The following is a 14202-nucleotide window of genomic DNA, read 5'->3' on the forward strand; positions in this document are numbered from 1 at the left end:
CTAATATAATGGCACAAGCACAATATGCAGGTACAGGACGCCGTAAAAACGCCGTTGCACGCGTACGTTTGGTTCCAGGTACTGGTAAAATCACAGTTAACAAAAAAGATGTAGAAGAATACATCCCACACGCAGACCTTCGTCTCGTTATCAACCAACCTTTTGCAGTTACTTCAACTGAAGGTTCATACGACGTACACGTTAACGTTGTAGGTGGTGGATACGCTGGTCAATCAGGTGCGATCCGTCACGGTATCGCTCGTGCACTTCTTCAAGTAGATCCAGACTTCCGCGATTCATTGAAACGCGCTGGACTTCTTACTCGTGATACACGTATGGTTGAACGTAAGAAACCAGGTCTTAAGAAAGCTCGTAAAGCTTCACAATTCTCAAAACGTTAATTATCCGCGATATATCAACGTTTCAAGACATTCAAGATTTTTATCTTGGGTGTCTTTTTTTGTCCAAAAATCAAAAGTTTCCACCAAAATTTCCACCATATTCCCACCATTACTTTTTGAGGTGCCTGTAAGCAGTCTCTCCAGCTGTCTGTGAAACAGTGCTAGTGGTATTGATATAAGTTTTTGTGATTGACTGGTCACTATGAGTTAATGCCTCAGATATTTCTTCTAGTGAACGTCCTGCTTTTTTGGCTAGTGTTGCCCCAGTATGTCTAAGTTTATGTGGTGTAGCAGGTGCTAGTTCTGGATGCCGTCTTTTAATAGAGTTCATCCGATAATTGAGGTAGTCAATATGCAAGACAATGTTTATATTATTTTGTCTATCATTATAGGTAAATACAAACTGATTATTTGTTTGCTTGATACCAAACTGTTTTAGTTCTTCCCGCTGTAAGACTTTCCATTTTTGCAATAGTTCCATCAATTCAGTAGGAGCATTGAATAATGTTCGTTTGCCTCCCTTTGTCGCTTTTACATTTCCGAAACGGTCTAATGCATTTTCGATTAGTATTTCGTTGTTTTTGAAATTGATATGTTTCCATTGAAGTGCATAAGATTCAGACTTTCTATCGGAGAGAAAGAATGTTGTATAGAATAGGACATAATCTTTAAATTCTAGTAATCCTTTTTCTAAATCATCGTCAAAGGCTTGCAGCCAAAAACGTAATTCGTCTTCATCTAACGCTAAATCTTCTTCACGCTTATTCTCTTTTAGGATTTGCTTTTTAGTTGCTTTAATACGACTAATCGTTTTGTGTAGTCGATTGACTGGGATGTATTCCAGTTCTTCCGCCCAGTCAAAAACTGAGTTAATGTAACCACGGAGAGCCTTGAAATTTGCATAACTATTTGCTTTTGGTGTCAGTAATGACAATACTAATTGTTTGTTTTCGTTAAGATAACTCAAGGAGTATTTACCTAGAATGGGTAAAATATGTAGTCTAAAGAGATTTTCGGTTTGGAAGATTGTTGCAGCTGTAGGAGGTTTATTCGTATTAGTTGTTTGCCCAGCTTTATAGGGTTCGAGCCAAACCTCTTTATAGAAATCAGAAAAAAAGTATGTCCTCTTTCTTGAGAGGCTGTCGAAAGTGTTTGTTGTGCCTTGCTTTTTCAATATCAACTGATAGCTTTAATTCTGCTTCTTTCGCCTCACGTCTAGTCTTAAATCGTTTCTCATATAGCTTACCTAGTCCCAGTTTTGATTGGGTATCTTCTGGAATATAAACTCTAAGCTGATAGGTGCCATTTTTAGTTTTCTTTATTGACATCGGTGTTCCTTTCTAGGCAGAGATTTCAAGTCTTGCCATCCAATGATTGACGCTTTCCTTATTGAATCGTATGGATTTACCGATTTTGATATATGGCAGTCCCATTGAAATCCACAGGTCAAGAGTGTTATTGGAAATTCCTAGATAACCACAGGTTTGTTTTTTGTTCAGAAATGGAGTGTCTAATCCCATATCTTCTTTGAAATGATGAATCTCATCTTTGATAAGAGTTGCAATCATTTTTTGAATTTCTTGTGTCTGTTCTTCTGGTAGTTGTACTAACATTATTATCTCCTTCCTAATGTCCTAAAACATATGTAAATTGTTTGGCAGTTTCTGCATCAAAAGTGCGGTAGCTAACGACTCCTAGTCCTTTGACGTTTGATTCAGAGATAAGAATGGAGCCATCTGATTTGACTTGTTCCACAAAGGCAATGTGACCATAGGTTGGATCTGCTCCAGCTTGTCCTGGGCTAAAAGATAGTGCGGAGTGTTCAGTAGGGGTATGAGTTGTTTGATAACCTGGGGCATTCATCCATTGACCACCATTTCCCATATACTCTCCAAAGCTAACACCGACCTCTTTTCCTCGGTTATAGACAAACCAGGTACATTGTCCCCAAGGATAAGACAGTCCTATATAGCTTGAGGTATTGATTTCTTTGGTGAGGCTATAGCCTTGTGGGACATCCCCAGTTGTGACACCGCCTCCGTCTCTCGTTTTTCCTGTCGTTTGTTCAGGGGCTTTTGGTGTACCTCCATGCTCATCGATATAAGTATCGAGTTTTTGCATGGTTTCAGCACGCCTTTTTCCTGAGCCAGAGGTATCGGTGAAGTAGACCCCACCATCTGTTGACGTGTTGAGGGAACCACTCGCAAATTTTTGCGCTTTGTCATCTTGGACTTTGAAGGTTTCATTTTTATTGCCAATGATGGTCTGATTGGTGAGTCCAACAACGGCCACTTCATCGTTAAAATTATTGGCGTTTTCTGGATTAGAGTCAAATGCTCCAAAACCAAACATGTTGGAACCAGGATTTGTCGCAACTCCAGCTGTTCCAAGTGAGCTTTCATTTAAGGCAATCGCTACAATGGCACGAACATCTAGATTAGACTTAGCCTCCCAATCTAGGAGCTTTTTCCCATTGATGCGTTTCTTGTCATAGGAGATGCCTAAAGTATCTAAAAAGCCGTCTAATTGCTCTGCTTTAATACCATAGCGATGGACGAGTAAATTATGGGTATAGGGGTCTCCATTTGACCAGTGGTCTGTGTAGGTTGCGCCATTTAGTGATTGAGAAGAGCCACCAGTGCTACCTCCTCCGACGGCTCCCATAATGATGATAATGATAAAAACAGGAAAAAAGAGAGGAAGAAGGCTAGATAATAGATACCATTTTAGTTTTTTCATCGACTCTCCTTTCTACTTAATGTCTGATATAAGCTGTAAATAGAACAGTCCCAAAGCGCCATTTAGCGTCTAAGACGACGGAATGAGCTTTCGTTTGTGCAATGATCTGGTCTTTGTCTTTTTCTGAGACTGGAAATAAAAGAAGGAAATCGACGGAGCGTTTCCCTTCTTGGTAGGCCTTAAAAAGTGTCTCTTCAAGCATTCTTGGAAAGGCTGTTCTTGAGCGTATTTTAGTATTCATTCTATTCTCCTCTCAATTGGTTTAGGCGTTGAGTTAAACGATCTCGTCGCTCGATATTGGCTCTTATCTTATCGTCTCGTGTCATAGTCTGACGATAAGCACGAGTGAAGGCATTGGAACCTTGGGCTTTATACATGGCTTGAGGATCCTTGTAAGCATCCAATCTCCGTTCTAGGGTATTGATACGGTGTTGTTTGAATGGTGACATCCACTCTTCTCTGAGCGTTTGGAATTCGTCTTCTGGACTAGGTATTCCTTCTGACATGATTGGTGTCTCATTTGGAGGTGTTGGGCTCTCTTCTTCAATCGGCTTGAAGTTATCAGGTGGTGTCTGTGTTGGAGGAATGATTGGTTCTGGATATTCTGGCGTTATTGGAGCCTCTGTTGGTACAGATGGCATGGCAGTTTCCGGTTGACTTGGTTCTTTACGGGTAAAGAAGGAACCAGCATTTTGGAAATGGCTCTTGGCATTCATCATTACTCCAGTCCCAAAACCGGCTCCAGCTAATGTAAAGTTTCCGAGGTGTTGAGCCGTCGCAAGGCTTCGTGTTGGGACTTGTGAAGCAACCTCTTTGGTCTTTGTGACGCCATGTTCAACTTTAGTCCCAATATCTGTCGCAACCATTCGAGCTTTGGAGCCAAGAACGAATTGGAGGAGTTGGCCTTTAAATCTCCAGATGAGGAAATAGATGACACCTTTAGAAACCACCGATACTAAGAGTTTGAAGACAAGACCAAATAAGAGAAGGGATGGTAAGGTTTTTAGAACTCCATCAAACCCATTTGTGACGATGTTTTCTATTATTTTTTCAATATAGAAAATAAGGAGTGTTAAGAGAGTTGTAATTGCTGGAAAAATCAAACCTCCAAACATAACTTTAAGCACTCCAAAGACCAACTCTTGCATCCTTGGGACGAATGACATGAGAAGGACTACTGGGAAAAGTAGAATCATGGTGAGGACAAGGATTTGAGCTACTACATTTAAGAGCCGGATAAGGATAATGGGGACGGCTAATACAAAGGCTTCTACAATTTTAAAAATCACATAGAACATCCGAGTGAAAATGAAGTCCGGCATAGCTGATACCCAACGGTTCTTTTCACCATCATCGTTGGCTCCGTCTCCTAAATCGTCTAAATACTTGGAACGGTCTTTGGCTTTGACAGCCTTAAAATTTCCATTCTTATCACTAGTTCCAAGGACTTTACTGTCGTCAAAGGCTTCTTCTTTCCCGTCTTGGCTGTTCTTGTATTTTCCATTTTCTTGGCCGGTATTGACAAAGACATAGGCTTTATAGGACGTTTCTGCAATGTAGCTATCCGACATCGATTTTCCAATTTTAATCGACTTGTCTTTGGCGTAGTCCACCTTAATACCTGCAATCTTTTTGGTAACGTCTTTAGAGACGTTATTGACGGTATCAAGGAGATAGAGCCCACCAGAAGTTCCAGCAACTGTCCCAAAGTACCCCAGAGCTAATAGAAGTACTAGACAGACATGAAGGAGTGTTCTTGAAAAGGAGCCTTTTGAAAAGAAATACTGGTAGAACAGGTAGAAAGCTAAAACCAAAAGCAAGGTGCCTACAAGTGATTTGTTGGTAATGTTGCCAGAATTAGAGCCCGTAAATCCGTGCCAAATACTGCTTGCTCCATGAAAGACATAGGTTTTATAGGTGGCGTAGAGATCAATCTTTTCTAAGATGCGAATGAGGAGGGAAAAGAAGCCAACGACGGCATTAAGAATGAAAAAGAAGAGGTTTACGAAGAGTTCATTAATTAGGACCCAGGCTCCATTAAAGGAGCCAAAGTTGGTTGGTTCCATGTAGGACTTTAGGGAGAAGATATCCACTCCCTTGAGCTTGGCAAAAGCTTCTTGCATCAGTTCACCTCCTAACTAGCGTATTTATTTTCGAGACTTGAAGAGACTGTTGCTTTCATTGGTTTTAGAAGCATGTCAATATCCTCAAAGAGATTATGGACGGAAATCATATTAAGATTACCGTAGACATCGTAGTAAAGGCACTGACCAGAAATCATATTATCAATCCATTCAAGGTTACTTTCAGTGACTTCGAGATTGACGTGTCTGAGAATATCTTCACGTTCAGATTTTTCATAGAAGGCAAAGATAGTCCCAAATCCAGTCGTGTCATCTTCATTTTCTGCATCGTGGACAGATTGTGTAATCAGTGCTAAGGTATTGTTTTTGGAGCGTCCAATACGTCTCATATTTTTGATAACGGCTTTTCCCTCTGCGGACTTCATGAGAATCCAAGCTTCGTCAAAGAACTCAATGGTATCTTCATTTTCATTGCGTTCTCCAAAGTGGGTACAAAAGGCCCCAAGCGCAAACATGAGGGCAATAGAGTTCCGTTCGTGGTCTGAAATCTTTGTGGAATCATCCTTTGGGAGCTTGAGGTTATTGACTTCTAGGATAGTGACTCGGGACTCATAGTTAAGACCTGGTGTGCTACCATCTGAGAAAGCGAGTTCCAAGATGGAGTTTGTCACAATGGACGTCAGGTAGCGACCCACTGAGGCAATTTCAGATGAGGAAGCCTGTCTTAAGGCTTCTAGGACATGTTTAAAGCCGACGTTTTCACCAGCTACTCGACGTTCTACGATAGCATTGATGGCTTCTGTGATGGCTGTTTTCTGGTCCATTGTGACATCATCTACGGCTTGTAGTAGAAACTCAAGCATGTTCTTTGCGACTTCTACAGCTTGTTCCTTATCAAGGACAACAATGGGGTCTAGAACTCCGTGGTTTGATGGCAGTGAGCTGTCTAGTGTCACAAAGTTAAAGTTGTCAATCTGTTTTTTGCGTTCAGGGTAGCGTCGTGCAAATTCAGGGGAATTGATTACCTCTTGATAGTGATTTCTAAGTTCTCGTTTGGGGTCAATATAGAGGGTTTTGACATTTTGTAAAGCCACACTCAAAAAGATAATCTGAGCGAGGAAAGATTTTCCTTGTCCTGTCGCACCCGTAATAATGATATGTGGGTTCTTGGTAATCTTTCCAGCGATATCTTCTTTGTTTCCGACTGTGGCATTGTAGAGGACGATATTTTTAGAGGAATCAATGGCTTTAGCGATAGAGTCCCAACGTCCCGTCCAGTTATCTACTCGTCCTATATACCAACCGATACGGTTTCCTGAGGACGTATTGGTAAAGGGCATGAGTTCTGAAAACCCACGGGCTGTGACCATATGTGTCCAAGTACGTGTTCTCTTTTGGAGGTTTTCCCCGTAGAGTAGGGCTTGAAAGAGGTAAGGACCATCTTGTGAAGCTTCACTGATTTCAACACCCATATCATCAAAATAGTTGAGAACTACTTGTCGTCTTTGACGAAGCTGATTGACGCTAGAAGCAGAGACGATTAGATAGGCTCCATATTCAATGATCTCTTCCTTGTTTCCAACTTTCTTCATCAAGTCTTTTAGGGAGATAGATCCCATGATGATTTCATCTTGTTGGACGGTGTCCGTATTTTCAGCTTCCTCCATGATGTTTCGATAACGGGTATTGGAACGTCCCATTCTCCCCTTAATTTTGTTGGTATCAATGAATTCTGCCTTGATGCGTAGTTCTACGGGAAAGTTCAAGCGTTGGACAAATTCGCTTAGGTGAAAGCCGTTGAATTGCACGGGAAACTTTCCAACAGGAAGAATAGTCACAAAAGAGGAACCATAAGGACTTTCGAGCTTGAGGAAGCCTCCTTTTAGGACTTTAATCAGGGTGTCTGTGATATTAAATTGGGAGCGATTAGCAAGGACCTCCTTTTTGTAGTGGGGAATATAGCGGAGGTATTGCATCCGCTGGTAGTAAAAGAGTTCTTCATTGGTCAGACGTTTGGCACGTAGTACAGAGAAGGCTTGGAAAATAGTGAATTCGTCACTTCTGTAATCGTCATACCATGTGGGACTCAATGCGTATTCGTAGCCAAGACCTTTTGCGATTTTCTCCGAGAACTCATTAAAACTCTCATAGGCCAAGTCTTTCACCGTTGCCCCGTGATTTTGTTTGCGTAAGGTCACTCCCACGACCCAGTCAAACTGATAAGGAATTTCCATTTCATCCGTGAGACGGTCAACCGTGTAAAGAAGGAGTTCTTCTCCCAGATCACGGCTATCATCTGCCAATGCTTCTGAAAAGTCCCTCATTTTCTCTTCTAAGAGATAATCTTTAGGAATGAGTGAAATCTCAAAGGACTTATTTTTCTGGAGCTTTTTTATCATTTGAGCAACTGTAATCTTGTGTTTGTCCTTTTTCTCTTCATCTGTAATGGTAATGGGAGTATTGGGAATACGGTAATAGGCTACCACCGTTCGATCTTTTTTGAGGGCTAGATTTTCATAGGTTTCCTTAATGGGATAGGTTAAGGTAATACTCATAAGACCTCCTTTTCTATAGTTTTGTTTTTTCAAAGACAATTTCTTCTAATAGCTCTATTCGGTCTTCATGGTAGATTGCTTTTTTATTGAGCTTGAAATCCCAGAAGTAAATCAGGTAGTCCCCAATAAAAACGTGCATCTTCTTACCGTGTGGCTCGTATTCGGTGTAGAATTTAGCAAGTTTATAGGGGAGGTACCAGTAGAGCAGTAGTGAAATAGAGTGTGTGAGTTTTGCGAGGGGAACCAGGATGACTCCTCCAAATAGCAACATAGCTACAAAAACGAAGGTAAAGACAATGAAAAAGGACAATTGCATTGGTGTCGCAAAGTACCAGAGGCGAGTCCCCTTTTTTGTCTTGATTTCCTGGATCCAATAGGGGGCATTCAAGCCCTTACTGTAGTCATAGAGTCTTTCTTCAGCCATACTTAAAGTCCTGAATCGATACCAAAGAGTCGTAGGAACCAGCCGACCACTTTTAGGATGTCTTGTCCTTTTGCGATTGAGACAATGACGGCATAGAAACCAACGACTGAGAAAAGTTGAAGCCAAGAACTGTTTCGCCAAGCCTTAATAGCCAACAAAACAGCGATAGCGGTGAGAATCCAAATCCCATCGCCTTGGAGGAAGGTACGTAGATTGTCTGTATTCATAGAGTTCTCCTAATCTTTATCGTTTGCGTAGTTGAGAGGAATGGTGTGTTCTAGTTTTGTGACATAGTAGCTCTTGTCTTTTTCTGAGAGCGTGAAGGTGAAGTTTTCAGAGTGTGTCGTTCCTCCCACCTCAAAGGTTGCTTGTACATAAGCAATGAGACCAGCCCCATCTTTCTTAAGATAGGTGTAGTCAATCGTTTTAAAGGTGGTATTAGCTACAATAGCAACGTTCTTAGCAATAAGGTTTAGGTTATCTTGGTTAGTGGTATAGTTGATAAAGAAAACCTTGAGGAACTTTTCAACCTTCTTGTGTTGCCTGTCTGAGACGTGGTCGTTGGCTGTGAGTTGGAGTTGATCGTCTTCGCTAAAGTGTCCAGCTTGTGAAGAGTCAATCGCTGAGAACCAAGGGAGTCCAGAAATGTAATATTTCCCTTCTTTTTCATCAAAGGGAATATTAAATCCCGTTACCAGTTCTTTTTCCTCAGTGTCTTTGTCATGTTGGATTATTTCCTTATATTTGACCTTGTAGGTGGCTACCTTACCTTCTACCGTGACTAATTGTGAGTAGAGCAAGGTACTTGGGTTACGCACTTGACCTTGTGCTTTGACGTCTGGAACGAAGTTATAGAAACTGTTGAGGTGTTCGACTTGTGCTTGTTGTTTATCCCCTTCTTGTGGGAGGGTGAAGTAGGCGTAGACATAGTCATTGAGGTAATACTGGAGCTTGTAGTCATACTTGCGATTAGCGTCAACAGGCTGTTCTTTTTGTTTTTGAGTCGCTTTCACTTGAGCTTGTAGTGTTCCCACTTTATTTGAGAGTGTGATGGCACGGATGGATCCCATAAGACCAACAAAAAGGAGGAATGAAATTCCTCCGATAATAGATAGATTGACGGTCTTTTTAGTGGTGACTTTTAGCTTTGGTGGACCTCCTTTCTTCTCTACCTTTTTAAAATTTGAGAGGTATTCTCTTGCTTTTAGTAAGTATCGTTTAGCTTTTATCATAGGACCTCCTTCTAGAGACTAGCGAGTTCAATGAGTTTAGAACCTTTAGCATAGAGGCGTTTATTGGCTTTTTCAATCTCACTGTTAATGTAGTAGTAGCCTCGTAATTCATTGTGGAGTTGTTCCACTAATTCAGGCTTTAGGTCTTTGACTTCTTCTTTTTTGAGAAGGGCATTTAGTTCTCCCGCCTTGGTCCAAGCTTGTTTGTGGTCTTTCTTTTTGAGTAATTCTCCAAGTTCGTTGGTAACCTGTCCAACTTTTGTTTCAAACATCGTTTTAGTAGCCATATCAATTTCCTTTCTAAATGTTTCGTGATTGTCTTTGATGGTCTGTTGAATATAAGCAATGAGAGAGGGACGCATCCGTTTATTGAGACTCAGAACCTGACCGTCTAGGGTGAAACAGGCATGTTCATAGTCGTAGAAGCCCCTATCATTTGGAGGTTTTTCGGTACATCTTCCAGCACATTCATAGTAGAAATCCTTCCCTTTTCTAAGGAGGATATACATGTTCCAAAACTCCTGATCAGGAAGAAGGAGGAAGTCTGCTTGATAGATTTTCTTGAGCATGTATTAACCCTCTAGGAGGTCCTCGTAGCCTAGTGCTTGGTAAATAAAGTCTGTATCAAACCAGAGCCAATCATTGATTTGAGTGTCGGTAGGGGTATTCCCAGAAAAGAGGTCTTCACAGATGGTGGTTAGGGTATCTATACCACCACGTTCACGGACAGTGTTTAAGGTACTCAGTCCACCAGACCAGGCTTTAAAGTTGTTTAGTGAATTGATTTCGACTTTGTATTCCATAAGAGATTTCCTTTCTAGTGTTCATAGTGTTTGTTGGTTTTGAGGAGTCTTAAGATGGCCTTCCCACGATCAGTGATTTCACCACTATTTTGAATCATTTTCATGTATTCTGTTTGCATGATCTTGTCTGCTTCAGAAACGAGTGCAAGAGAGTTTGCGACTTGATAGGTTAACCAGCGAATGGTCCGTTCGATACTGTAGGGTTGTGGACTGGTTGAGAGTTTTAGGGGTTCAACCCCTCCAAAGAGCCTTTGCCATTTTTCATCGGGCTTATAGGCTCCAAACCGGGTAACACCATCATAGACTTGGATTTCCTTGTTCACGATGCCTCTTGCGATTTCTCCGAGGTCTACTCCGTTGATGTATTCCTCCACAACCCCTTGGGCTTTCTGGTCTGAAAAGCGTAGTTCGTAGCGGTTCCAGATACCAAAAATCTCCAAGGATTCTTCCAAGGAGATATTTTCCATACGGGCGATTTCGTATCGCTTTTCATAAAAATTGAAGTAGAGCTGACTTTGACGACTCCCAAAGTAAAGGGAAAGACCGTGATTAGCTTCCATATCGTCGTTATCGGTGAAGGAGCCCCCACCTGTGATATTCCATTTTCGAATGGTATCTAGGACAATTTCTTTGGCATAGAGCTTATCAATGAGCTTTGGGATCTGGATATGTTCCTCCTCATGCCCATAGCCTTTATAGAGCTCATCTAGGGCGATATCAAGGCGTTTTACCCTGACCTCTTCGTAAGCATAGAGAATATTTTGAAGAAAGGTATGCCAAGAAATCCCCTTGTGTTCTAAGAGGAGTTCCATCTCTCGACAACCTTGACCAGAGAGTTGTAGACAAGTTTGGTAGTTATTGGTCGCAGATTTATCAAAGAAATCGAAAATCCAAATGTTTCCCCGTTGCCACAAGTGGGTATAATTCATAAGCCGTGTTTCTTGGTCAGTGAATTCGCTTAAGTGACAAAAAAGAAAGTTCTCACAGAAAGCTTCTAAATCTCGGAGACTAGGGAAAGTTAATCGCAAGTAGTCGATGTGAGCCCTGAGATTGTTTTTGTGACACTCTTGATAGTAACCGAGTTTTTCCTTGAGTTCTCGGAACTTGTCAATGGTGAGACCTCTTTCCCCTGATTCATAGGAGCGGTAAGTTCTTATCGGTAAGTTAACTGCTTGTGCAAAGGACTTTTGGCTAAGGCCTGTTTGTTTTCTGAAGTTTTTGATCTGAAAGGGACTTATTTTAGTCATTCATGGGAACACCTCCTTTTGATTAAGTGACACACTTTTTTGACCAAAGTGACACACTTTCTAAATCTTGAAATCCCAACTCCCACAAGGAATGAGGAGGGGTGGACGTGGCACTTTGGCCAAATGTAACCCCCCTATTAGAAATCGGGGGTTGAAGTCTCATCATGGCCTAGGAACTTCGGGCTACGGTCTGCGTCTGACCTGTGGTCAGGCTTGCCCTTGCCCTTGTCCTAGCCCATGATGACTAAGCGTCGCTTCAACGGCTTTTGGATAAGATTTGCGTCCTCCCTCCTCAAAGTGGATGAGACTTTCAAGAAGAAGTTCTTCTTGAAAAGGGTTGACTAGAATGGCGGATTCCGTCCGTTCAAAAACAATGCCTTGTTCTTGCAAGAGATAAATAATCTTTCGAAGTGTCACCATTTTAAGGTCCTGTTCCTCCGCAAACTCCTTGAGCGGACGTCCGTTGGTTCCAGTGTCTAGAGCTTCTTCCTCCTCTATTGGTTCAATCGGTTCTGATTGTTGGTGGCCTTCTCCAAAGACTTCAAATTCTTCGCCATTAAATTCCATAATAGGGATTTTTGCGTAGGCATCATAGAAGGAGAAGCCTTGGTCGAGAGGTACGTAAGGGGAGAAGAATTCGCCAGCCAAGTCACCGTTATTAGCGATATAGCCTCGTCCTTTAACTTTGACGCCATTGATTTCATCGAGCTTTTTAAACTCCTTGGTTTTGTTAGCATCTCCAAACATCATATCGTAACCCGTTGATTCCAAGTGACCAACTGAGAGACGCTTCATAAAGTTATCTCGAAGAGCTGTTTTGATAAACTCACCGTCAGGTCGTTGCATGGCAAAGATGATAAAGACACCAGCTTGACGGCCCTCTAGGACGAGTTGAGAGAGGTATTCCATGAGTTCCGATTGGAGGCTATAGTCACGGTCAATCTTAGCCATAAGGGCTGCCCACTCGTCCACAAGGATGAATTTGGGTGTCATACCGTAGTGCGTAAAGTTCTTCCCAGCTTGGAATTTAGGTGACGTAGACATGAGCTCGTAGCGTTTTTCCATGAAGTCAACATTTTCTTTAAAACACTGGATGATATCCTCTTTACTTGTATAGACACGACCATGAAAGACAGGAATCTTTTTGAGACCAGCTAAATCAGAGTTCTTTGGATCACAAATATCTACAAAGCCAATCTTAGCGAGTGCATAGATAATGGTCATAAGGACAACGGTTTTACCGCCACCAGTTCCCCCGCCAATGAGCAGGTGAGGCTCTTCAATATAATCCCAAGTGACGTCATTCATAAGTTGGAGTTTAGAGCCCTTGACTTCGACCTCATTAATGGTGATACGACTATCAATACGGTTGATGGCAATATCATAGGTGATGAAACGTTTATCAAAGGTTTTATTGCGAAAGTCTCCGTTAAACATGACTTCGAGAGTCGACCCAAGATTGAGAAAACGGTCCTGAAATTTATTCCCTTCTAGGATAAAATGGACTTCAATCTTGTAGCGAGACTGCTTCAGGTACACCTGAGGAAGGACAATCTTTTCAATCGTTTTGTTTTCACGTCTGATATTTTTAATCAAATAGAGGTTATTTTCTATCAGGAAGCGAGACAAAATCCGTAGGCTATTGAGCTTTTGGAAGAAGACGATTTTCTCGTAACACATGCGATTTAGTAGGTAAGCAATCAAACAAGAAGCAACAAGGATACCCCCAATATAGTAAATTTGTGGCAAGGGGTGGTCTTTTAATTCTTCTAGGTTAAGATAACAATAATTTCCAATCGCTAACAAAGAAGGGAACCACCAGATAAACCAGGTGATTCCCCGAATATGACGATAAAAGGCCCTAACTCTTATCCCACGATAGGTAAAGAGTTTCATAGTATATCACCTCCTAGTTTTCTTTCTTGTTGTCTAGAGGTTTATTTTCCTTGATGGGTGTTCCTCCACTTTTTTTCTTGATTTTAGAAGCAAAGAGCTTGTAAATATCATTACGGTTAACGTGCGTATGGGTAATCACAATATCTTCCAGCTCTACCTCTTCTCGGTATTTAATGCCTAGATCTTCAATTTCAGACTGCGCCATATCAGCAATGGTGAAAAAGAGGGTTTCGTGTTGGATAGAAGAGTGAATCGCTACAACAATACCACGGATTTCTCCTGTATTGACTTGAACGAAAGAGCCGTCAGGGTTGCGTTGGGTGCGGTCTTCTTCATAGATGATATCTGGCCCTTCAATGCCACGGAAAGAGAGCTTTCCAAGGACTTCAGGCACGTTTAGACCATCTGTAATGACACGATAGGTCTTGTCTGCAATTTGTAGTTTTTCTCCGTAGTTTAATCCGATTTTAGCCATATGTATTTCTCCTTTACTTTCTTATTTTTTTAGGACCAATTTTTCCGCAAAGACATTGAGGGCTGGGGCAACTGAATTGCCGTTTAGAGCCGTATCTGAGAGAAAAACCGGGTTGACGGCTTCTACGAGAGCGTCTTCTGGGAAGACCGTTGTAGAAGCAGGGGTAATAACGTGGAAAGCTCCGTGCTTTTCGCTATTAAGGATATGGCGTTGGTATTTGCCTTCTTTCCCAAAAATAAAGCGAGGCGCATTCCCTAATTTTTCGTAGTAGGCAGTGCCGATAAAATCTGGTTTCATAACAAGTGTTTCTGGAATCATAGGATTCTCCTTTCTGGTTTAAAGCAAA

At 41.6% G+C, this 14202-nt stretch carries 15 protein-coding genes and 1 pseudogene; 1 reads left to right on the forward strand and 15 read right to left on the reverse strand.

Annotated elements, in window-relative coordinates; all coding sequences use genetic code 11:
- The first annotated feature begins 8 nt into the window (after nucleotides 1-8).
- A complete protein-coding gene (gene rpsI, locus SSAL8618_RS00695; RefSeq protein WP_038675080.1) occupies nucleotides 9-401 on the forward strand; it encodes a 30S ribosomal protein S9 in 393 nt (130 codons plus the stop codon).
- 109 nt (nucleotides 402-510) lie between these two features.
- On the opposite strand, the pseudogene SSAL8618_RS00700 reads toward rpsI, so the two are convergent.
- From SSAL8618_RS00700 to SSAL8618_RS00770, 15 genes and pseudogenes are all read right to left on the reverse strand, one after another.
- Nucleotides 511-1729, reverse strand: a pseudogene (locus SSAL8618_RS00700) (tyrosine-type recombinase/integrase).
- A gap of 12 nt (nucleotides 1730-1741) precedes the next feature.
- Nucleotides 1742-2014, reverse strand: a complete 273-nt coding sequence (locus SSAL8618_RS00705; RefSeq protein WP_038675083.1) for a helix-turn-helix transcriptional regulator — start codon at nucleotides 2012-2014, stop codon at nucleotides 1742-1744.
- Between the two features lie 13 nt (nucleotides 2015-2027).
- Complete coding sequence (locus SSAL8618_RS00710; protein WP_038675085.1) at nucleotides 2028-3140, reverse strand: CHAP domain-containing protein; 1113 nt, start codon at nucleotides 3138-3140, stop codon at nucleotides 2028-2030.
- A gap of 16 nt (nucleotides 3141-3156) precedes the next feature.
- Nucleotides 3157-3381, reverse strand: a complete 225-nt coding sequence (locus SSAL8618_RS00715; RefSeq protein ID WP_038675095.1) for a hypothetical protein — start codon at nucleotides 3379-3381, stop codon at nucleotides 3157-3159.
- Between the two features lies 1 nt (nucleotide 3382).
- Nucleotides 3383-5263 (reverse strand): hypothetical protein, encoded by a 1881-nt coding sequence (locus SSAL8618_RS00720; protein WP_038675097.1) that lies wholly within the window; start codon nucleotides 5261-5263, stop codon nucleotides 3383-3385.
- 11 nt (nucleotides 5264-5274) lie between these two features.
- Nucleotides 5275-7779 (reverse strand): ATP-binding protein, encoded by a 2505-nt coding sequence (locus SSAL8618_RS00725; protein WP_038675100.1) that lies wholly within the window; start codon nucleotides 7777-7779, stop codon nucleotides 5275-5277.
- Between the two features lie 13 nt (nucleotides 7780-7792).
- A complete protein-coding gene (locus SSAL8618_RS00730) occupies nucleotides 7793-8203 on the reverse strand; it encodes a conjugal transfer protein (protein WP_038675102.1) in 411 nt (136 codons plus the stop codon).
- A gap of 2 nt (nucleotides 8204-8205) precedes the next feature.
- A complete protein-coding gene (locus tag SSAL8618_RS00735) occupies nucleotides 8206-8430 on the reverse strand; it encodes a hypothetical protein (protein ID WP_021144863.1) in 225 nt (74 codons plus the stop codon).
- Nucleotides 8431-8439: 9 nt separating this feature from the next.
- On the reverse strand, nucleotides 8440-9435 hold the full coding sequence (locus SSAL8618_RS00740) for a conjugal transfer protein (protein ID WP_038675105.1): 996 nt from the start codon (nucleotides 9433-9435) through the stop codon (nucleotides 8440-8442).
- Between the two features lie 11 nt (nucleotides 9436-9446).
- Nucleotides 9447-10004, reverse strand: coding sequence for a hypothetical protein (locus SSAL8618_RS00745; protein WP_038675107.1), 558 nt, complete (start codon nucleotides 10002-10004; stop codon nucleotides 9447-9449).
- A 3-nt stretch (nucleotides 10005-10007) separates the two neighbouring features.
- A complete protein-coding gene (locus SSAL8618_RS00750; protein ID WP_021144867.1) occupies nucleotides 10008-10238 on the reverse strand; it encodes a hypothetical protein in 231 nt (76 codons plus the stop codon).
- A gap of 14 nt (nucleotides 10239-10252) precedes the next feature.
- Nucleotides 10253-11485: a replication initiation factor domain-containing protein gene (locus SSAL8618_RS00755; RefSeq protein WP_038675109.1), complete on the reverse strand. Its 1233-nt coding sequence runs from the start codon at nucleotides 11483-11485 to the stop codon at nucleotides 10253-10255.
- Between the two features lie 207 nt (nucleotides 11486-11692).
- Nucleotides 11693-13381 (reverse strand): FtsK/SpoIIIE domain-containing protein, encoded by a 1689-nt coding sequence (locus SSAL8618_RS00760; RefSeq protein WP_038675111.1) that lies wholly within the window; start codon nucleotides 13379-13381, stop codon nucleotides 11693-11695.
- A gap of 13 nt (nucleotides 13382-13394) precedes the next feature.
- Entirely contained in the window at nucleotides 13395-13856 is a 462-nt protein-coding gene (locus SSAL8618_RS00765; RefSeq protein ID WP_038675114.1) for a hypothetical protein, read from the reverse strand.
- A gap of 21 nt (nucleotides 13857-13877) precedes the next feature.
- Nucleotides 13878-14174, reverse strand: a complete 297-nt coding sequence (locus SSAL8618_RS00770) for a hypothetical protein (RefSeq protein WP_038675117.1) — start codon at nucleotides 14172-14174, stop codon at nucleotides 13878-13880.
- Between the last annotated feature and the right edge of the window lie 28 nt (nucleotides 14175-14202).

This window comes from Streptococcus salivarius (genome assembly GCF_000785515.1).
GTDB classification, from domain to species: domain Bacteria; phylum Bacillota; class Bacilli; order Lactobacillales; family Streptococcaceae; genus Streptococcus; species Streptococcus salivarius.